At 61.1% G+C, this 19953-nt stretch carries 13 protein-coding genes and 1 tRNA gene; 6 read left to right on the top strand and 8 right to left on the bottom strand.

The annotated features are described in order from the left end of the window. Positions 1-75: 75 nt before the first annotated feature. Positions 76-1386: a lytic murein transglycosylase gene (locus AVO45_RS06300; protein ID WP_068345103.1), complete on the top strand. Its 1311-nt coding sequence runs from the start codon at positions 76-78 to the stop codon at positions 1384-1386. Between the two features lie 59 nt (positions 1387-1445). On the opposite strand, the gene hisD is transcribed toward AVO45_RS06300, so the two are convergent. From hisD to AVO45_RS06260, 8 genes are all read right to left on the bottom strand, one after another. Next, on the bottom strand, positions 1446-2723 hold the full coding sequence (hisD, locus tag AVO45_RS06295; protein ID WP_068345101.1) for a histidinol dehydrogenase: 1278 nt from the start codon (positions 2721-2723) through the stop codon (positions 1446-1448). A gap of 9 nt (positions 2724-2732) precedes the next feature. Beyond that, positions 2733-3428, bottom strand: a complete 696-nt coding sequence (cuyB, locus tag AVO45_RS06290) for a cysteate racemase (RefSeq protein WP_068345099.1) — start codon at positions 3426-3428, stop codon at positions 2733-2735. An 8-nt stretch (positions 3429-3436) separates the two neighbouring features. Further along, positions 3437-4450, bottom strand: a complete 1014-nt coding sequence (gene cuyA, locus AVO45_RS06285) for a D-cysteate sulfo-lyase (protein ID WP_068345097.1) — start codon at positions 4448-4450, stop codon at positions 3437-3439. A 37-nt stretch (positions 4451-4487) separates the two neighbouring features. Beyond that, on the bottom strand, positions 4488-6923 hold the full coding sequence (locus tag AVO45_RS06280) for a GcvT family protein (RefSeq protein ID WP_068345095.1): 2436 nt from the start codon (positions 6921-6923) through the stop codon (positions 4488-4490). Positions 6924-7090: 167 nt separating this feature from the next. After that, positions 7091-8065, bottom strand: coding sequence for a LysR family transcriptional regulator (locus AVO45_RS06275; RefSeq protein WP_068345093.1), 975 nt, complete (start codon positions 8063-8065; stop codon positions 7091-7093). Positions 8066-8214: 149 nt separating this feature from the next. Further along, a complete protein-coding gene (locus AVO45_RS06270) occupies positions 8215-9489 on the bottom strand; it encodes an ABC transporter permease (protein ID WP_068345092.1) in 1275 nt (424 codons plus the stop codon). Next, positions 9486-10292, bottom strand: coding sequence for an ABC transporter ATP-binding protein (locus AVO45_RS06265; protein WP_068345091.1), 807 nt, complete (start codon positions 10290-10292; stop codon positions 9486-9488). Before AVO45_RS06265 ends, AVO45_RS06270 begins: the two co-directional genes overlap by 4 nt. A 104-nt stretch (positions 10293-10396) precedes the next feature. Continuing rightward, positions 10397-11401 carry a taurine ABC transporter substrate-binding protein gene (locus tag AVO45_RS06260; protein WP_082688692.1) on the bottom strand — a complete coding sequence of 335 codons (1005 nt, stop codon included), beginning with the start codon at positions 11399-11401 and terminating at the stop codon, positions 10397-10399. Positions 11402-12038: 637 nt separating this feature from the next. On the opposite strand from AVO45_RS06260, the gene AVO45_RS06255 reads away from it, so the two are divergent. The 5 genes from AVO45_RS06255 to katG all read left to right on the top strand — a co-directional run bounded on the left by AVO45_RS06255 (position 12039) and on the right by katG (position 19640). Beyond that, positions 12039-12114: transfer RNA gene (locus AVO45_RS06255), tRNA-Thr, on the top strand. 1257 nt (positions 12115-13371) lie between these two features. Next, entirely contained in the window at positions 13372-14661 is a 1290-nt protein-coding gene (locus AVO45_RS06250; RefSeq protein WP_068345156.1) for an NAD(P)/FAD-dependent oxidoreductase, read from the top strand. Between the two features lie 220 nt (positions 14662-14881). After that, complete coding sequence (locus tag AVO45_RS06245) at positions 14882-16573, top strand: Na/Pi cotransporter family protein (RefSeq protein ID WP_068345089.1); 1692 nt, start codon at positions 14882-14884, stop codon at positions 16571-16573. Between the two features lie 103 nt (positions 16574-16676). After that, positions 16677-17135 (top strand): DUF5615 family PIN-like protein, encoded by a 459-nt coding sequence (locus AVO45_RS06240; protein WP_068345088.1) that lies wholly within the window; start codon positions 16677-16679, stop codon positions 17133-17135. 309 nt (positions 17136-17444) lie between these two features. After that, a complete protein-coding gene (katG, locus tag AVO45_RS06235; protein WP_068345087.1) occupies positions 17445-19640 on the top strand; it encodes a catalase/peroxidase HPI in 2196 nt (731 codons plus the stop codon). The last annotated feature ends 313 nt before the right edge of the window (positions 19641-19953 follow it).

The following is a 19953-nucleotide window of genomic DNA, read 5'->3' as shown; positions in this document are numbered from 1 at the left end:
TCCGTACCCGGCCCGCTTTGTGATCAAGCGCATCTGCGCTATTCTGGGGCCGAGCAGACAATCGGGAAACCCGGAATGCGAACATGCGTGAGTGGCGCCGTCCTCGCCGTGATTTGGGCTACAGGCGTGTCAGCAGACACGAATCTTCAGTCATCAGAGCCTGCCGAGGCGGGCGCGTATCAGTTGGCCTCGGCCGACGTGGTCGTTTCCATGAGGCCGGTGTTGCGCCCTTCGGCTGAGGAGCAGAAAGTGGCGGCACAGGGGTCGAATGCGCGGTTCGAGGCCTGGATCAGGGCCTTCAGGGACCGGGCGCAGGAACAGGGCATTTCTCCGACCACGTTCGAGCGGGCGTTTCAGGGCGTGAGCTATGACCCCGAGGTCGTGAAGCGGGACCGCAACCAGTCGGAATTCACCAAGACGATCTGGGAATATCTCGACACTGCCGTTTCGGATGCCCGGATCAGGAACGGCAAGGCGGCGCTGGACAAGCACCGGCGCACGCTTGAGCAGATCGAGGCCAAATACGGTGTCGAGAAAGAGATCGTGGTGGCGATCTGGGGGTTGGAAAGCGCCTATGGCAGCTTCCGCGGCAGCGACAGCACGATCCGCTCTCTGGCGACACTGGCCTTTGATGCACGCCGGGCGCGGTTCTTCGAGACCCAGTTGATCGCGGCCCTGCGGATTCTTCAGGCCGGTGACGTATCGCCGGCCAGGATGCTGGGCAGTTGGGCGGGCGCAATGGGTCATACCCAGTTCATGCCGACCTCGTATCTGGAACATGCGATTGATTTCACCGGTGACGGCAAGCGAGACATCTGGTCGGATGATCCGACCGATGCGCTGGCCTCGACGGCGGCCTACCTGGCCGGCTTCGGCTGGACCAGGGGCCAGCCCTGGGGCGTCGAGGTGCGGCTGCCCAAAGGTTTCGACTATGCCTCGGCCCGGCGCGACGTGACCCGGATGCCGTCGGAATGGGCGGCGCTGGGCGTCAAGGATATGTCCGGCAACCCGGTGCCGGACCATGGGAAGGCCTCGATTCTGCTGCCCGCGGGCGGGCAGGGCGTGGCCCTGATGATCTTCGACAATTTCGAGGTTCTCGAACGCTACAATACTGCGGATGCCTATGTGATCGGCGTTGGTCATCTGGCCGACCGGCTTGCCGGGCGCGGCCCGTTCAAGGCGGACTGGCCGCGCGGGGACCGCGCGCTGACCTTCACCGAGCGCAAGGAGTTGCAACTGCGCCTGACACAGGCGGGTTATGACACGCAGAAGATCGACGGGCGGATCGGGCCTCTGACCGTGAACGCCGTGCGCGCCTATCAACTCGCCGAAGGTTTGCTGCCGGATGGGTACGCGTCACTCAAGTTGCTTGAAAAGCTGAGATAAGCAAAAACCTGGCTTGGCCGCTTGCCTGGAGGCCGCCGCGCAAAGAAGAGCGTGGCGCTTCAGGCCGTATGGTCCCGCAGACGAATTTCGGCGGCGCGGGCGTGGCCTTCCATGCCTTCGATGCGGCTGATCCTTGCGGTTCGCAAGGCCAGTTCATGGGAGGCCTCGGCATTGCAGCGCTGCCAGGTCACGGTCTTGGTGAACTTGTGCACCGACAACCCGCCGGTGTAGCGCGCAGCACCGCTCGTGGGCAGCACATGGTTGGGGCCCGAGGTCTTGTCGCCGAAGGATACAGTGGTCTCTGCGCCCAGGAACAGCGAACCATAGGCCGACAAACGGTTCAGCCACCAATCCAGGTCCTCGGCCTGCACCTGCAGATGCTCTGGCGCATAGCAGTCTGCGACCTGCGCTGCTTCTTCGCGGGTGTCGCACAGAATGACCTCGGCGCGTTCATTCCACGCGGTGCGCGCGGCCGAAGCATTGGGCTCGGGAAGCTCGTCGATCAGCGCAGGCACCCGGTCGAGAACTCCATCGGCCAATGCCTTGTCGGTCGAGACAAGCCAGACGGGGCTGTCGGCGCCGTGTTCGGCCTGGCTGACCAGATCCCAGGCCACAGTGTCGACCGAGGCGGAGTGATCGGCGATCACCAACGAATCCGTGGGACCCGCAAACATGTCGATCCCGACCTTGCCGAACAGCATCCGCTTGGCCTCGGCCACGTAGGAATTGCCGGGCCCCACCAGAATGTCCGCAGGTTGCGCGCCGAAAAGCCCCTGCGCCATCGCGGCGATGCCCTGCACGCCTCCGAGGTTCAGGATCAGGTCCGCGCCACTGAGGTCCATCGCATAGATGATGGCATCGGGAATCCCCGTTCCGGGACGGGGCGGCGAGACGGCGGTGATATGAGGAACCCCGGCAACCTTGGCCGTGGTGATCGTCATGAGCGCGCTGGCGATATGGCTGTAGCGGCCCCCGGGCACATAGCAGCCCGCGCTGGATACCGGGATCTGCTTTTGCCCCGCGATCAGGCCGGGGAGCAGCTCCACTTCGCATTCGCCCATCGTGCTCTTTTGCGCTTCGGCAAAACGGCGGATGTTCCGGTGGGCAAACTGAATATCTTCTTTCAGATCCCGGGGTACGCGATCGCAGGCGGCCTTGCGATCGGCATCCGACACCACGATGTTGCCGCTCCAGCGATCCAGCCTTTCGGCATAGTTGCGCACCGCCTCTTCGCCGACGCGCTCGATATTGGCCAGCATGATGGCAACGGTGTCCCGGATGTCTCTGTCTTCCGAGGCGGGGCGTCGTGGGGCCTTTTTCAGGTAGGTGACTGCCATGGGATCAACTCACTTCGCCAAGGTGTGGTCATGGATCGCGCGCGCCAGAACATCGACCGTGTCGATGATCGGGACGGCATCGGGCAGGGAACCCGCGATCAGGGAGAATTCCGAACAGGCCACCAGCAACAGTTCGGCTCCCCTGTCCGACAATTCTGCGGCGGCATCTGCCAGAATCCGGCGCGGTGCGGGCGTTGCGCCATCGGCCTTGATCGCCCGGATCGCTTCGAGCATCCGGCCTTCGTCGCCCGGCCAGAGCGGTGTGAGGCCGGCGCGCTCCAGAGCCGCGTCGAAGAGGCCCGCAAGGCGCACTGCCGGTGACGCGAGAATGCCGACGCAGGCACCGCGTTCCAGCCTCTGCGCCGCTTCGGCGACCGACAGATCGACCATGTTCAAAAGCGGGATGGACACCGCGGCCTCGATCACCGGCGCGTAGTGATGCGCGGTGTTGCAGGGCATCCCCAGCGCGGTTGCCCCGGCCTGCTCCAGGCGCCGCGCCATCTCGGCCAGAACCGGACCGGGATCGCGGCCGGTGCCTTCGATCAGATGTGCGATGCGCGAGGGAACCTGCGGGTTCATGTCGATCAGCAGCGGCAGATGGTCCGAGTCATCGCGGGCCTGCACTGTCGCCAGAACCCGCTGCTGCAGCAGGATCGTCGCTTCGGGCCCCATGCCACCCAGAATGCCAACCACGCGCCGGGTCATGTCGCCCCCTACAGGTTGACCCAGCGGTCGGAGTGGTCGAAGGCGAAATCATATCCCCCCAAGGCCGCCGCGCCGCCGGTGTGCAGGAACACGACACGCTCATCCTTGAAGGCGCCTTTTCGGGCCAGATCGATCAGGCCGGCCGCGCCCTTGGCGGAATAACAGGGGTCCAGCAGGATGCCTTCGAGTTCCGCGAACATCCGGATCGCCTCGATGCCGCTTTCGGTCGGGATGCCATAGCCCTCGCCCACATAGTCGGTGTTGGCCATGACGTCTTCGCGACGGACGACCCCGGCGCAGCCCAGCTTCTCGGCCGTGCGGCAGGCCAGATCGAAGACCATCTGTTCCTGTTTCGCCTGCGGCGCGCGGGTGCCGATACCCAGCACCGGGATCTGCGCGTTCATGGCGCAAAGCCCGGTCACCAGCCCGGCCTGGGTGCCGGAAGAGCCGGTGGCATGAACCACGCGGTCGATCTGCAACCCCGCATCATTGGCCTGCCCCAAAAGCTCGAAGGCGCAGTTCACATACCCCAAGGCGCCCGTCGGGTTCGACCCGCCGCCCGGGATGACATAGACGTTGCGCCCTTCGGCGCGCTTCTTTTCGGCCGCGCGCCCCATTTCGGCCACCATGTCATGGCCGCCGGGGAATTTCTGGGTGGTGGCGCCGTGCAGATGGTCGAGCAGCACGTTGCCATTGTGGTTGTAATTGGCATCGTCATAGCCGGTGCGGTCTTCCAGCAGGATATGGCAATCCAGCCCCAGCTTGGCGGCATAGGCGGCAGTCTGGCGGCCGTGGTTGGTCTGGGTCGCGCCTTGGGTCATCACCATGTCGGCGCCCTGCTCCAGCGCCTCGGCCATCAGGAATTCCAGCTTGCGCGTCTTGTTGCCGCCCGTGGACATGCCGGTGCAGTCGTCGCGCTTGATCCAGATCTCGACGCCGAGTTCCTTGGATAGCCGTTTCATCGGCTCCAGCGGAGTGGGCAAATGCGCCAGGCGAATACGGGGAAATCGGGATAGATGCATTTCGTCGTCCTTGTGTTCGTTTCCAGATTAGCAGAGCCTAACCGCGCATCCGGCTGTGTTCGGGGTCGTAAGGTGACGGTGCAATCACCGTAGCACCAACCAGTTCACCGCATAGGTCCAATTCCATGCCATTGCCTTGGTCTGCCAGGTCGGGCTCGATGAAAGCATAGGCCAGGTTCATGCCCACCCGATGCCCCCAGTCGCCCGAGGTCACGGTGCCCACCACCTTGTCGCCACGCATCAGCGACGCGCCGCCATGGGCCGGGGCGTGAGTCGCGTCGATCTTCAGCGGCACCAGTTTCCTGCGCGGACCGGCAGCCTGGCGCGCAAGCAACGCATCCTTGCCGACGAAATCGCCCTTGCCGAGCTTCACGAACCGGTCGAGACCGGTCTCAAACGGATCGAACTCGGTGAGCAGATCGGCCTTCCAGTGCAAGAAGCCCTTTTCCATCCTCATCGACTCGATCGCCCGGGCACCGAAGAGTTTCATGCCATGCGGCTCACCCGCCTTGCGCAGCGCCAGATAGGCCGCGTAGAGCGAAGCGTTCGGGACATGGATCTCATAGGCCAATTCGCCCGAGAAGCTGACACCTAAGACCGTGGCGGGCGCAAAGCCGATGAAACATTCGCGCACCGACAGCCAGGGGAAAGCCTCGGCCGACCAGTCCCCGCGGGAACAGGAGGACAGAACCTCGCGCGCCCGGGGGCCCGCCAGAACGAGGATGGTCTGATCATTCGTCAGGCTGCGGATCTGCACGTCCTCGCCGTCGCGAATGTGCTGGCTCAGCCAGTCCATGTCGTGAAATTCACTGGCCGCCGCCGAGCCGTACCAGACCCGCTCGGGGCCTCGGTCGCTTGCGGGCAGGTTCGCGACGGTCGCCTCGCACTTGATCATGCCCTGGTGGTTGAGCAGGTAGCCCAGACCGACGCGGCCCGCCCTTTTCGTCACATTCCCGCAGAACATGCGGTCGAGAAAGGCATGGCGATCGGCGCCGGTGATCTCGAACCGGTTGAAGCCGTTGACCTCGGCCAGACCGACATTCTGCTGCACGTTCTTCACCTCGGCCGCGACCACGTCGAAAGCTTCGTCAAAGTTGAAGCTCAGCGAGGGGTGGAAGTCGGGCGAGGGTTTGAAATAGTCCACCCGTTCCCAGCCGTTGACGACGGTGAATTCCGCACCCTCGGCCTGCATGACCGGCGTCAGCGGCGTGGTCTTTGCCGGACGCCCGGCGGGGCGGTGTTCGTGCAGGAAGTGAAAGCGGAATTCGTTCTGGTAATCCTCGATCGCCTTCAGCGCCGTCAGTTCGACATTGGCGTGACCGGAGAACCGGCGCGGGTCGAGACACCAGGTGTCATAGCAGGCCTCGCCATGCACGATCTGCTGCGCCAGAAGCCAGCCGTGGCCGCCGCCCTCGCCCAGCCCGGCCCGCAGGCCGATGATGCAATAGGCGTTGCGCTTGCCGGGGATCGGCCCCACCAGGGGCGCGCCGTCGATCGTATAGGTGATCGGGCCGTTGACGACCGTGTGGATCCCGACCTCCATCAGCGCGGGCATGCGGGCAAAGGCGCCTTCCAGCACATCGGTCACCCGGTCCAGATCGTCGGGGCAGAGCGCGTTGACGAAATTCGGGTCGATCCCATCCATGCCCCAGGTCTTGCAGTCTTGCTCGTAGAAGCCCAGCAGCAGCCCGTTCTTTTCCTGCCGGCAGTAATAGTCGGAGATCGGGCAGCGCAGTAGTGGCATACGGTGGCCGGCGTCACGGATCGCGGGGATTTCCTCGGTCAGGAAATACTGGTGCTCCATCGAGGCGACGGGATGGTGCACCCCCATCATCGCGCCGACCTCGTTGACGCGGTATCCGCAGGCGTTCACCACGATATCGCAATCGATATCGCCATGCTCGGTATGAACGGTCCAGGTGTCGTCCTTGTGCTGGGTCAGCCCCGTGACCGGCGTGTTGCGATAGACCTTGGCCCCGGCCTTGCGGGCGCGCCGCGCCAGCGCCTGACACAGCTGCGCCGGGTCGATATCCCCATCCAGCGGGTCCCACAGCCCCCCCAGCAGGTTTTCGGTGGAAATCAGCGGGTGGCGGCGGGCGCATTCCTGGGCGTCGATCACCTCGAAATGCACGCCCATCCCCCGCGCCATCGAGGCGAAGTGGCGATAGCCCTGCATCTGCGCTTCGGTGTTGGCCAGCCGGATACCCCCGTCGCCGTGATGATAGTTGATCGGATAGTCCGGGTCCTCGGCCAGTTCCTTGTAGAGGTTGATGGAATGGGTCTTGAGCCCGACCATCGTCTGGTTCATGCCGAAATTCGTCACCTGAGCCGCAGAATGCCATGTGGTGCCGCTGGTCAATTCGTTGCGTTCGACCAGAACAACATCGCTCCATCCCTCGCGGGTGAGGTGGTAGAGTGTCGAACATCCGGCAATGCCGCCACCGATGACCACAACCTTGGTACGGGATTTCATGGAATGCGCCCTCAATTGACGTGCCCCGAGATAAGGGGGCGGTTTGCGTGTTGGTGCAACGACGCAAGGCGTTCTTGCAAAAATTCGAAAAACGGATACGAATTTCTGAAAACAAGCAGCGCATTGCCACTTTGGGCCGCCTCTCGACAGGGGCGTTCCGCGCAGCCTCAATCGATGAGCGTGAAACTGTCGGCCAGCCACGGCGTGTGCTGGTGAAAGGGCTTGATCACATGTTTTGAGATCAGGGCGCGCGTCTTGCTGTCAACGAGGTCGAGCAGCGACCGGGAACAATCCGGCGTGGAAACGATGGCCAGTGTCCGCGAAAAGCTCTTGCCCGGAAAACGGTACATCCTCAGCTTGGGCTGAAATCGCCTGGCCCGGGAAAACAGAAGCGGTGTGGTGATGGTCCAGCCGGCCCCGGCGGCGACCAATGCCATCAGGGTCAGATTGTTTGTGCATTCGAACCGGTGCGGTGTGGATATTCCCATGCGCCGCAGCTGGGAGTCTATCTGCCGGGCAATGATCAGACTGCTGGAAAAGCGCAGGAACGGGAGTTTCGTGCGCCCTTCGACGATGTCCGACAGAGATGCCTCGGCCTCCAGAGGCAGGACCACGACGAACGGGTCCCGCATCAGCGGCCGGTCGTTCAGGTCACGCAGATGCTCGGGCGGGCTGGTGGTGATGCCCATGTCCAGCTGCCGGTTTCGCAGCATTTCGATGATCTCGTGGCTTGTGTCGGTGTGATACATGAAATCGCAGCGCGGCATGTTCGCGGACAAAAACACCGCCAGTTCGGGCACGATATCGCTGTCGAAATCCTGAATCGTGCCCAGCCGCAGATAGCTGGCCTCGGCAATGCTGCCTGCCGATGCCTCGGCCTCGGCCTTTCGGATGGCAAGCAGCGGATCCCCGATGTCGCGCAGAAACGCCCGGCCCTTGGGGGTCAGAACCATCGGCCTGCGGGCGTGGTTGAACAGTTCCACGCCCAGGTGATCTTCGAGACCGCGCAGATGGTGCGAGACGGTGCTGACGGACAGGCCTGTCTTTTCGGCCACCGCCTGAAGCGATCCCTTTTCCGCGGCGATCTGGAACAATTCCAGAGATTTGAGGCTGAGATCCTTGCGTGAAGACTGTCGTGACATCCAGCGAGTCTTTCAAAAAACCGACGTTTCGGATCACGATACATCGCAAAATATCCAAAAGTCATTTGCAATTCTTGAGAAAAGAAAGTCGCCCGTGAACCTGCGCTCACGGGCGACCGACTCGTCCCGGACAAGGCCGGAGTGATCGTTCAGCTGCGGCCCTTCCAGGGCACAAGGTAGTTCTCGGCCTTGCGCATCAAAATGTCGATGCCAAAGCCGATCACGCCAATGAGGATGATCCCCATCAACACGATGTCGGTCAGCTGGAACTTGGAGGCGACCATGATCATCATGCCGGCGCCTTCCGAGGCAGCAACCAGTTCGGCGGCGACCACGGTGCCCCAACAGACGCCCATCGCAACCCTTGCGCCGGTGAAGATTTCCGGCAGCGAATTGGGCATGATCACATAGCGCATGATCTGCAGCTTGCTGGCGCCCAGGGAATAGGCGGCGTGAACCTTCGAGATGTTCACCCCCGACACCCCTGCCCGCGCCGCGATTGCCATGATCCATAGCGAGGCAAGGAAGAGCAGGATGATCTTGCCGGTCTCTCCGATCCCGAACCAGATGATCACCAGCGGGATCAGGGCCAGCGGCGGAACCGGTCGCATGAATTCGACGATCGGTTCGAACCAGCCGCGGAACCAGTTCGACAGGCCCATGGCATAGCCCAGCGGAATGCCCAGAAGCGCGCCAAAGAAGAACCCTGCGATGACGCGGAACAGCGAATAGCCCAGGTGCTGCCACAGGGTGCTGTCGCGATAGCCTTCGCTGGCGATCTCGACCATGCGGGCGACGACGGCTTCCGGCGGCGGAAGCCAGATCGGCTCCATCTGCAGGCCCGCCGGGGGTGCGAAACTGATCGCGCCCTTGTCGGTCAGCGTGAAACGTCCCGCGTCGGTCTTGACCTCGTCGCCCGGCGCGATCGGAGTCCCGTCTATGGCGACGACGCGGGCACCGTCCTTGCGGGTGGCCTCGTCGTTCTTGTCGAACAGGATCGTGGTCGAGCGCGAGGCGGGCATTGCCACGGCGTCGTTGCGGGCGATGCCTTCGCCCGGATCGACCTCGAACTTCTCTACCTCTTCGCCGAAATCGACAACGCGCACGAAAACGGTTGCATCATCACGTTCGCCATCGGCGGTCTCCAGCGTATAGGTAAAGGATGTCTCTCCCACGAACGGGCCCGGTGCATGCAGGAAACCCGGCACCCAGGCCGACCCGGTGAACGATCCCCATATCAGAAAGATCGTCAGAACCGAAACGACCGAGGCAGTCCGGTTTGACGTAACCGCGCTTTCGTCGCCGAAAGTAACGGTTTTGAGCGACGTGAAATCGCGTGTCGCCTTTTTGACAAGGAAACGCACGATAAGGAACGATCCGGCAAAGATCGCAATGTAGACGAGGAGAATTGCGAAACCGATCATTTTTGCTCCTCCATACGTCCCATGATTTCTTCTTCCATGTTCCAGATCATCTCAAGGATCTCTTCACGGGTTTCGGCGTAGCCATCGGCGTGCTTGACCGCTCGCAAATCGCCGCCCACGCCCATGTCGGCGAAGGGCAACCGGTATTCCTTGTGGATGCGGCCCGGACGCGGCGCCATGACCAGCAGCCGTTCGCCCAGCAGGATCGCTTCTTCCACCGAGTGGGTGATGAGGATGATCGTCTTGCCGGTTTCCTTCCACAGCTTCAGCACGAGGCCCTGCATCTTTTCGCGGGTCAGCGCGTCGAGCGCCCCCAGTGGTTCATCCATCAGGATCACGTCGGGATCGTTGGCAAGGCAGCGAGCCAGCGCAACCCGCTGTTGCATCCCGCCCGACAGTTCGTAGATCGCCTTGTCCTTGAAATCCCCCAAGCCGGTGACGTCCAGCAGGTGGTCAACATTGTCGCCCCACTCGGCTTCTTTCTGGCCCTTCATCCGGGGCCCGAAGCTGACGTTCTCGCGGACGTTCATCCACTCGAACAGCGCGCCTTGCTGAAAGACCATTCCGCGCTCGGCGTCCGGGCCGGTCACGGTGTGGCCATTCATCACGACCTGGCCTTCGGTCGGAGCGAGAAAGCCTGCAACGATATTGAGAAGCGTGGTCTTGCCGCAGCCCGAGGGGCCCAGCACGCTCATCAACTCGCCTTCGTTGAGATGGAGCGATACGTCCTTCAACGCCTGCACCGAGGTGCCGTTTGGTAGATCGAAACGCATCGATATGTTTTCGATGGACAGTCCCGTCATGGTCTGCCTTTCAAGTTCGCGTGAGAGTTCAGAGGTTCCTTGGCCAGCCCCCGGGGGCCGCCTGGCTGGGACGGCGGGCCGAAGCCCGCCGCCATTGCAGCGGCTTACATGCCGGCTGCAGCCTTGAGCGGGCCAGTGTTGACCGCGTTCTCATAGGTGTCGAGTGCAGCGTCGATCGAGCCGGCCTGCACGAACACATCCGCCACGCCCTTCATGAAGTCCTGGGCATTGCCACCGAGCCAGGCTTCGCTGAGTTGCTCTTCGATGGTCGGGAAGCTGAAGGTCGAGATCGTCGCCATGGTAGCCTCTTCGTCCATCCCCGCATCCTTGGCGATCAGCGGCAGCATCTCGGCACGGTTGGCCTCGTCCGCCCACATGGCGTTTGCATCGGCGGTCACCTTGAGGAACTTGGCCACCAGATCGCCATTCTCGGCCACCCAGTCGGCCGGGCCGGAGGTGACGTCGAACACCAGAATACCCAGTTCAGTCTTTTCATCGCCCGTCAGCAGCACGTTGCCATGCTCGAGCGCCCGGCGCAGCGAACCGCCCCAGCCGCAGAACATGTCGACAGCACCCTGCGCGATGGCAGCGGCGCCATCGGGCGGATCCATGTCAACCACGTCCATCGAGCCCACATCGACGCCAAAGTGCTCCATCTGCTTGAGGAAGCCGTAATGCGCCGCGGTGCCGAGCGGCACGGCGACCTTCTTGCCGGCCAGTTCGCTCGCATTGGTCTTGTCGATTTCCAGTTCCGAGCGCACGACGCAGTTGTCATTGTCGGCATAGCTGACGGCCACGTCCAGGATCTGCAGATCCTGCCCGGCCGAGGTCGCGACGACGAAGGGTGGCACACCCTGGCTGACGGACAGCTGCACATCGCCCGAGGCCATGGCTGCGGACATCTTGACGCCGGATTCAAAGCTCACCCAGTTGATGTCGACGCCCAGCTCTTTTTCATAGGTGCCCATCTGCTTGGCATATTCGAAGGGCATCGGCCATTCGAGGAAATAGGCCACCGTGATGCTTTCGGCCATGGCCTGCGAGGCCGCGAAAATGGCTGTGCTGGCGGTAATCGCCGCGACGGTTTTCTTCATGGATTTTGACTTCATTTCTTTGCGCTCCCTGTTGATTCAACGGCCGGGCCCTGTTTTTGATCCCGGCTTTGACACTCGAATCGTAACAATCACGAAACTACAGAGGGCATTCTGTCAAAAAAAAACGCTATTTCTAACCTTTTGGCACTATCGTTTCGAAAAATTGGCATTAAGGAAAAGGCGGCGAAGCGAGCGCCGGACAGGCCTTGACGGACCTCGGCGCTGCCGGGAGGAAGCGGATAGGTGAAAATCGTCTGCCTATGCAGGGTTAGTGAAATCCGCCCTTGATGCTCTCGCGGCCGATCATGGCTTTGCCGGTCGGTTGTCCCGCTCTTGACCGGTCCGTGCGGGGGTCTGACCGCACCGCAGGGAACGGGGCCTGATTTTGGCTGTTGAGGGCGCGAATCCCATCCGATTTCACCTTGCGCGATTCGAACTGAACATCTAAATGGTCGCCTTGTGCCGACGCAGCCCAGCCGGTGGAGCGCAACCAGTAGGGGTTTGGTGGGGCCGCGACAGAGAAGGATGCCGGTGTAGCTCAGCTGGTAGAGCACGTCATTCGTAATTAGCGGGTCCCCGCTAGAATGACTTGCAAAACCAAAGGGTTCGCGGCAAAAGTATAGAATTAGTAGGGCCATAGTAGGGCCTGAAGGCCTCAATAGCTCAGCTGGTAGAGCAGGTCCTTCGTAAGGACAAGGTCGGGGGTTCGAGTCCCTCTTGAGGCACCACTATTTTTCTATTGTCTATCGGCCGAATTGTAGTTTCCGGCCCCAACCAGACTTTGACCGTGCTATAGGTTGCTGCACTGCAGCTTCCCAGAAGCGGACATAGACGAGCGGTGGCTAGTCCACAGCCAGTTGGTGACCTAACCTGAATCTAATCCTCAAATGACTTGAGAGTGAAGGGGTACTCCACTCAAGCAGAGCAGGCTGGACAAGTTTTTGCTCGTTCAACGTTTTTGAATGGAACTTGAACAGTAGCTGACGGGACTACCTGAAGGGGTAGCCAAACAGCGCTACATACCAATCTAAACATAAGGGCGCTTACGCGCCATGGAGCTCAAATTCGCTAAACAGGGCTACCGCGCCTCCGATGCGATCACTCGTACGGAAACGATGAGTTCCACAATAGTAGCGGTTGATCGAGGTGCTGAATTACCGTCATTCTCGAATGGGGGAAGCGTGTTCGCTGTTGCTTTCGGCGATGTCTCGCGCCCGTTGGTGTATGCCGCCAGAGATCATAATGGAGCGTTTTTTTGCAGGGGCAGTTCAATCTTCTCAAAAGTCTTGGAATAACAGGATACACGCTGGAGACCGCGATCCAAGTAGGGCCGCTATTTGTAAGACCTAAAGAACTTCAAAAGCACCTTGGTCGCTACGCACTGCGGTTCGTCAACTGCACCGACGACAGTGTCTATCAATTCCAGCACCTGGGAAGCGCGTCAGGCATCAAGTATAGAGGGCGCTATTTTGCAATTTCCACTGACCACCAACGAAAACTCGGTGAAACTGGTCAGCTAGGGATAGTCTGCGATCCTGGTCAGTCGGTGATCACGCCCAGCACAATGTGGACCGTCGATGTGGAGTTGCCCCCTGAAAGTGGTCCACCAACTGGGATAGATTTGTCCCGCAATTGGAGGATCACCGGCACCATCCTTCTCAGAAAGCCCCGAGAATGTCCGAAATGGTCGCGATTTGCGGGTGATTGCAAGTTGATCCTTCACTGGTTGACGTTTTCTGCTGGCCGCAGCCCCTTCGATTGAAGCTGGACTCATGGAAAATCCCGTTTTTCCAGTAGACTGGCAGAAAAAACTGCCCCTTCGCCATTTCGGCTAGAACGGATCAGTTCCCCTTGAGTCAAACAAGCCGAGCTTGATTGCCCCCGCGTCACTTGCCCGCACGTCCCGAAAATATCGTGCAAAGTTTGGGAAAAATTCAGATATTTGAATGGCATTTTTGGAGGATATGTACTCAGGGGAGGGTTTGATGGCACATATCGTAGTACTCGGTGCAGGGCTCGGAGGGTCGATCATGGCCTACGAGATGAGCGATCAGCTGCGGCCCGAAGATCGGATCACTGTTGTAACCAAAGACCCCAAATACCACTTCGTACCTTCGAATCCGTGGGTTGCCGTGGGTTGGCGCCAGCGCGACAACATCTCGGTCGACCTGTCCAGCGCGATGTCGAAAAAGAATATCGACTTCATCCCAGTGGCCGCCAAAAAGCTGCATGCCGACGAAAATCGACTGGAACTGGAAGACGGCCAGACGGTCGACTACGACTTCCTGATCATCGCGACCGGGCCGGAACTGGCCTTTGACGAGATCGAAGGGCTGGGGCCGTACGGCGGCTACACTCAATCGATCTGCCATGTCGATCATGCGGAACAGGCGCGAGAGGCTTTCGAGGAGTTCTGCAAGAACCCGGGGCCGATCGTCGTGGGCGCCGTGCAGGGTGCCTCCTGCTTTGGTCCGGCCTACGAATTCACCTTCATTCTCGATACCGAGCTTCGCCGCCGCAAGATTCGCGACCAGGTCCCGATCACCTTCGTCACCGCAGAGCCCTATATTGGCCACCTTGGGCTTGATGGGGTTGGCGATACCAAGGGGCTGCTCGAGTCGGAAATGCGCGAGCACCACATCAAGTGGATCACCTCGACCAAGGTGAAGAAGGTCGAAGAAGGCAAGATGACCGTCGAGGAAATTGCCGAAGACGGCTCGGTCAAGAACGAGACCGAACTGCCCTTCGGGTTCTCGATGATGCTGCCCGCCTTTCGTGGCATCGATGCGGTGACGGGTATCGACGGGTTGGTGAACCCGCGTGGCTTCATCGTCGTGGACAAGCATCAACGCAACCCGAAATACCCCAACATCTTCGGAATCGGCGTCTGCGTGGCGATTCCCCCGACCGGGCCGACCCCGGTCCCCTGCGGTGTGCCCAAGACCGGCTTCATGATCGAATCCATGGTCACCGCGACGGCAATGAACATCGGGCAACTGCTGCGCGGGCAGGAGCCGGATCACGTCGGTAGCTGGAACGCGGTCTGCCTGGCCGATTTCGGCGACAGCGGTGTGGCCTTCGTGGCGCAGCCGCAGATTCCGCCGAGAAATGTCAACTGGGCATCATCGGGCAAATGGGTGCATGTCGCCAAGGTGGCGTTCGAGAAATACTTCTTGGGCAAGCTGCGCAAGGGCACCAGCGAGACCATATATGAAAAGGCAGTTCTCAAGGCGCTCGGCATCAACAAGCTGAAAGACGTTCAGCGACTTGGATGAGCCAGGGCCGGTCGCTGGGCCGGCCTTTCCTCAAAGCATGGTGCTCGGGCGGCACTCGCACGAATGTGGCGATGGTGTCGTTGGCTTTGCGCCGTCAGTTCACTTGAATTCAGCTTGAAAAGCTGAATGAAATGAAGCCCCTCATGGCTGCGGGAAATCCTCCCCGGGCGAGAGGCCGGGGCCGAAAGGCGCGCCCAGAACACGAAGACACGAGGAGTCCATGACCGGGGGTCTTGACCAATACGCCTTGCTGAGCGGACTGGTGGGCGGTCTCGCGCTGTTCCTGTTCGGCATGGACATTCTGACCCGCAGCCTCAAGCAGGTCGCCGGCGACTACATGAAAGCCCTGCTCGCCCGGTTCACCGAAAACCGTTTTCTCGGTCTGGCCACAGGCGCGACGGTGACCGCGATCATCCAATCCTCTTCGATCACCACCGTTCTGCTGGTCGGGTTCATTTCGGCCGGTCTGATGACCTCGGCACAAAGCGTCGCAGTGATACTGGGCGCCAATATCGGCACGACGATCACCGCGCAGGTTCTCGCCTTCAAGGTGACGAAACTCGCACTGCCACTCCTGTCGCTCGGCTTTTTCACGTCTTTCGTGGCCCAGCGGCAGGAAACACGCGAATATGGCCGTATCCTGCTGGGGCTCGGCATGGTCTTCTTCGGCATGGTGATCATGAGCGAATCCATGGCGCCGCTGCAGAGCTACCGGCCATTCTTCGATTTCATGCGGTCTTTGGAAAACCCGTTGCTGGCTGCCCTGACCGGAGCAATTTTCACCGCGTTGGTGCAATCCTCTTCGGCGACGACCGGGATTCTCGTGGTCATGGCGGGCCAGGGGCTGATCGGGCTGGAAACCGCGATCGCGCTGGCATTGGGCGCCAATGTCGGAACCTGCGTGACCGCCCTGCTGGCCGCGATCGGAAAGCCGCCCGAGGCCGTTCGCGCGGCGGTCGTCCACACCCTGTTCAATGTCGCCGGCGTCATGATCTGGATCGGCTTCGTGGACCAGCTGGCGGAGCTTGCGCGCCTGATCTCGCCTTCTTACCCGGAACTGGACGCCGCCGCGCGAGGTCGCGCCGAGGTCCCTCGGCAGCTTGCCAACATTCACACGTTCTTCAACGTCGCGAACGCCCTAATCTGCATCGGTTTCACCACGCAGATCGCGCGTCTTGCGGAATGGCTTGTTCCGGATCGTCCGGCAGAGGTCACTCCTTCCTTTGCGCCACGTCACCTCGACCCGGAGCTGCTCAAGGTGCCTGCCATTGCGCTGGACGCGGTGCGCCTGGAGGTTGTGCATCAGGGCGAACTGGTCCGGGATATGCTGGCCGCCGCCATTCCGGCAGTGACCTCGGGCACCCTGATGCAGATCGAGCGGTTGCATGTGATGGATCGCCCCGTGGATCTGCTGCATCGCGAGATCATCGGATACCTGCGCAAGATCAGCCTTGGGAAACTGTCGGCTGATCAGTCCGAACTGCTTATGGCCCTTGCGAGGATTTCCAACGACCTCGAACATATCGGGGACCAGATAGCCACAGGAATGGTCACGTCGGCCCGCAAGCGGATAGACGAGAACGTCGTCATCAGCCCCCAGACCGAAGCCGCGATTGCCCGGCTTCATGCAAAGGTTCTCGAGGCCTTTGACGGAAGTCTGCGGGCCTTGAAAGAGCAGGATACCGGCATTGCTGCGAATGTTCGGAAAATGAAGTCGGAATTCTCCGGGATGGTCGAACAGATCGGCCGGCATCAGGTGGATCGCCTTCGGGCCGAAGCGCCGAGACGCCAGCACACCTATGCCCGCGAGATCGAACTGACGGAAACGTTGGACGACATTTTCAAGATTACCCGCCGAATCGCCCGAACCCAGATCGCTGCATTCGGTTCGCCGCCTGAAGCGGGGGGGTGAGGGCGCCGGCGAACAGTTCGTTCGGCCTGCTCTCGGGCGCGTTCGAAGCCATGATCATGATAGACTCGGTTCGGATGGGTGATTTGCTTGTGTTGATGCGGCGATGAAATTCTATTGCGATGCGATGTTGGCGGGCCTCGCCCGATGGCTACGGGCCGCGGGCCACGATACCTGTCTGGCGAGTTCCGAGGATGACAAGAGCCTGCTGCGAACCGCCTTGGCACAGGACCGGATTCTGTTGACCCGGGACCGCGATCTGGCAAGGCGAAACGAGGCTAATGGCCGGGTTGTGCTTCTCGAAAGCGACCGGGTCCCGGATCAGGCCCGGGAACTGAAACGGAAGCTTGATGTCGACTGGCTGCACGACCCTTTCTCAAGATGCGTGGTTGACAACTCGCCACTGCGGGACGCCACGGGCGACGAGGTCGCGGCCGTTCCAAAAGGCGTCCGCGAGATCCGCGAACATTTCACGGCCTGCCCGGCATGCGGGCGCATCTATTGGCGCGGGGATCACCACCGGCGCATGCGCGAACGTCTACGGAACTGGCAGAAGGGCGGGTGACCGTATCCAGCGGTCATGCACTGTTTTGGCCCCGCAAAAAAGCGGCCTTGCCGATGCTCTGAGGGCGATAGGTTTTTCTAATGAAATTGATTGAAAAACAAAACTTATTTTAATTGCCGGGATTTGCTACACCAGTTGTCGTAGAGACGTGGAGATGGCGCCAAGATCGCAACGCGGTTCGGGGCGTGCCAAATCGGGGTGCCGTTCGCGGTCAGTGACTGATCGAAAAGAGATCGGGGCCGCATCCGATCGGGTCTTCACGGCTTTCAGAGAGCGATTTCGGAAATATGGCGAAGATTGGAGACGAAAATGGACGGAAGCGACACCGGAACCGTCGGAAAGTGCCCGGTAATGCACACGACACAAGCGGCCAGATCGAACCGCGATTGGTGGCCCAATCAGCTGAACCTGAAAATCCTGCATCAGCATTCCGCGCTCTCAGATCCGATGGGGGCTGATTTCAACTATGCCGAAGAGTTCAAGGCGCTCGACCTCGAGGCCTTGAAAGAGGATCTCCATACACTGATGACCGACTCGCAGGGCTGGTGGCCGGCGGATTACGGTCACTATGGCGGGCTGTTCATCCGGATGGCATGGCACAGCGCCGGGACCTACCGGATCGGCGACGGCCGCGGCGGTGCAGGAACGGGCAACCAGCGTTTTGCACCGCTGAACTCGTGGCCGGACAACGGTAACCTGGACAAGGCGCGACGTCTGTTGTGGCCAATCAAGCAGAAATACGGGAACAAGATCTCCTGGGCCGATCTGATGATCCTGGCCGGAAACTGCGCCATCGAATCGATGGGCGGGCCAATCTTTGGCTTCGGGGGCGGACGCCCGGATATCTGGGGACCGGAGGAGGACATTTACTGGGGTGCCGAGGCCGAGTGGCTGGGTGATGAACGCCATGGCGGTGACAGCGATCTCGAGAATCCCTTGGCGGCCGTGCAGATGGGCCTGATCTATGTGAACCCCGAGGGTCCGAACGGCGAGCCGGACGTTCTGGCCTCGGGCCGGGACATTCGCGAAACCTTCGCGCGGATGGGAATGAATGACGAGGAAACCGTGGCACTGGTCGCGGGTGGCCATACCTTTGGCAAGGCACATGGCGCGGGCGATCCGGCGCTGGTCGGCCCCGAGCCCGAGGCAGCCCCGATAGAGGAAATGGGGCTGGGCTGGAAGAACGCTTTCGGCACCGGCAAGGGTGACGACACCACGACCAGCGGCATCGAGGGCGCGTGGACCGCGAATCCGACCAAGTGGGACATGGGGTATTTCGACCTCTTGTTCGGATACGACTGGAACCTGACCAAAAGCCCGGCCGGCGCGTGGATCTGGCAGCCCGTAGGCGTCAACGACAAGGACATGGCCCCCAAGGCGCATGACCCGTCGAAAAAGGTTTCGACCATGATGACCACCGCCGACATGGCGATGCGCATGGATCCGATCTATGGTCCGATCTCGAAGCGGTTCCACGAAAACCCGGACGAGTTTGCCGATGCCTTTGCGCGCGCGTGGTTCAAGCTGACCCACCGCGACATGGGCCCCCGCTCGCGCTACCTGGGGCCGGACGTGCCCGAGGAAGAATTGATCTGGCAGGACGTTGTTCCGGCCGTGGATCACGACCTGATCGACGCAAAGGATGCGGCGGAGATGAAGGCCCGGATTCTGGCCTCGGGCCTGACGGTCCCCGAACTGGTCTCGACCGCCTGGGCCTCGGCCTCGACCTTCCGCGGATCGGACAAGCGGGGCGGCGCGAACGGGGCGCGGATCCGACTTGAGCCGCAGAAGAGTTGGGAGGTCAACGAGCCCCTCAAGCTTGCCAGGGTTCTGGATGCGCTGGAAGCCATTCAAAAGGAGTTCAACGCCGCGCAGTCCGGCAACAAGAGGGTGTCGCTGGCCGACGTGATCGTTCTGGCCGGATGCGCAGCGATCGAAAAGGCGGCCAAGGCCGGCGGGCATGACATCGAAGTGCCCTTTGCGCCGGGTCGCACGGACGCAACGCAGGATCAGACGGATGTCGAGGCCTTCGCGGTTCTCGAGCCGGTTGCTGACGGGTTCCGCAACTATCAAAAAAAGGACTATGCGGTTCCCGCGGAACATCTGCTGTTGGACAAGGCGCAGTTGCTGACCCTGACCGCTCCCGAGATGACCGTTCTGATCGGCGGGCTGCGCGTGCTCGGCGCGAATTTCGGTGGGTCCACGCATGGCGTGCTAACCGACCGGGTCGGAACGCTCAGCAACGACTTCTTCACCAACCTGCTGGACATGGGCACTGATTGGCAGCCCTCGGCGGAGAAAAAGGGTGTGTATGAGGGGCGTGATCGTTCCAGCGGCAAGCTGAAGTGGACAGGAACCCGGGTCGATCTGATCTTTGGCTCGAACTCCCAGCTTCGGGCGATCTCCGAGGTCTATGGGCAGGAGGACGGCGCAGGCAAGTTTGTTCGTGACTTCGCGAAGGCCTGGGCCAAGGTGATGAACGCGGACCGCTTTGATCTGACCTGATAAGACCGACGCGCCTCCCGGCTGTTTGCCTGGGCGGCGCGTCACCGTTTACCTTCCTCAGAGTTGTCATGTTCACAGGTTTTGAGGGCACGACTCGGGAAGAGTGCGGGAGCGTTGCGATGATTCCGGTTCGAGTCTCGGTTTTTGAGCCCTGCCTAGGCGCTCCCTCCCATCCTTTTTGTTTTTAACGCATTGAAAAATTTTGCTTATTTTGGATTTCCGCATTTTTTTTGATTTTTTGTGTATTGGGGGGTTGCGGGTGTTTGGAGTAATCCGTAAATAGCCCCTCACCGGCGGCGCTGAGGTGCTGCAG

The sequence above is a fragment of the Ruegeria marisrubri genome (assembly GCF_001507595.1).
Classification (GTDB): Bacteria; Pseudomonadota; Alphaproteobacteria; order Rhodobacterales; family Rhodobacteraceae; genus Ruegeria; species Ruegeria marisrubri.
This window is presented reverse-complemented; position numbering and strand designations above follow the sequence as displayed.

What these genes read in the sequence shown, in the direction of transcription:
- AVO45_RS06270 (WP_068345092.1), bottom strand. Translation starts at nt 9,489, where the DNA reads ATGATCGGTTTCGCAATTCTCCTCGTCTACATTGCGATCTTTGCCGGA.
- AVO45_RS06260 (WP_082688692.1), bottom strand. Translation starts at nt 11,401, where the DNA reads ATGAAGTCAAAATCCATGAAGAAAACCGTCGCGGCGATTACCGCCAGC.
- AVO45_RS06300 (WP_068345103.1), top strand. Translation starts at nt 76, where the DNA reads ATGCGAACATGCGTGAGTGGCGCCGTCCTCGCCGTGATTTGGGCTACA.
- AVO45_RS06245 (WP_068345089.1), top strand. Translation starts at nt 14,882, where the DNA reads ATGACCGGGGGTCTTGACCAATACGCCTTGCTGAGCGGACTGGTGGGC.
- cuyB (WP_068345099.1), bottom strand. Translation starts at nt 3,428, where the DNA reads ATGACCCGGCGCGTGGTTGGCATTCTGGGTGGCATGGGGCCCGAAGCG.
- AVO45_RS06280 (WP_068345095.1), bottom strand. Translation starts at nt 6,923, where the DNA reads ATGAAATCCCGTACCAAGGTTGTGGTCATCGGTGGCGGCATTGCCGGA.
- cuyA (WP_068345097.1), bottom strand. Translation starts at nt 4,450, where the DNA reads ATGCATCTATCCCGATTTCCCCGTATTCGCCTGGCGCATTTGCCCACT.
- AVO45_RS06265 (WP_068345091.1), bottom strand. Translation starts at nt 10,292, where the DNA reads ATGACGGGACTGTCCATCGAAAACATATCGATGCGTTTCGATCTACCA.
- AVO45_RS06250 (WP_068345156.1), top strand. Translation starts at nt 13,372, where the DNA reads ATGGCACATATCGTAGTACTCGGTGCAGGGCTCGGAGGGTCGATCATG.
- hisD (WP_068345101.1), bottom strand. Translation starts at nt 2,723, where the DNA reads ATGGCAGTCACCTACCTGAAAAAGGCCCCACGACGCCCCGCCTCGGAA.
- AVO45_RS06240 (WP_068345088.1), top strand. Translation starts at nt 16,677, where the DNA reads ATGAAATTCTATTGCGATGCGATGTTGGCGGGCCTCGCCCGATGGCTA.
- AVO45_RS06275 (WP_068345093.1), bottom strand. Translation starts at nt 8,065, where the DNA reads ATGTCACGACAGTCTTCACGCAAGGATCTCAGCCTCAAATCTCTGGAA.
- katG (WP_068345087.1), top strand. Translation starts at nt 17,445, where the DNA reads ATGGACGGAAGCGACACCGGAACCGTCGGAAAGTGCCCGGTAATGCAC.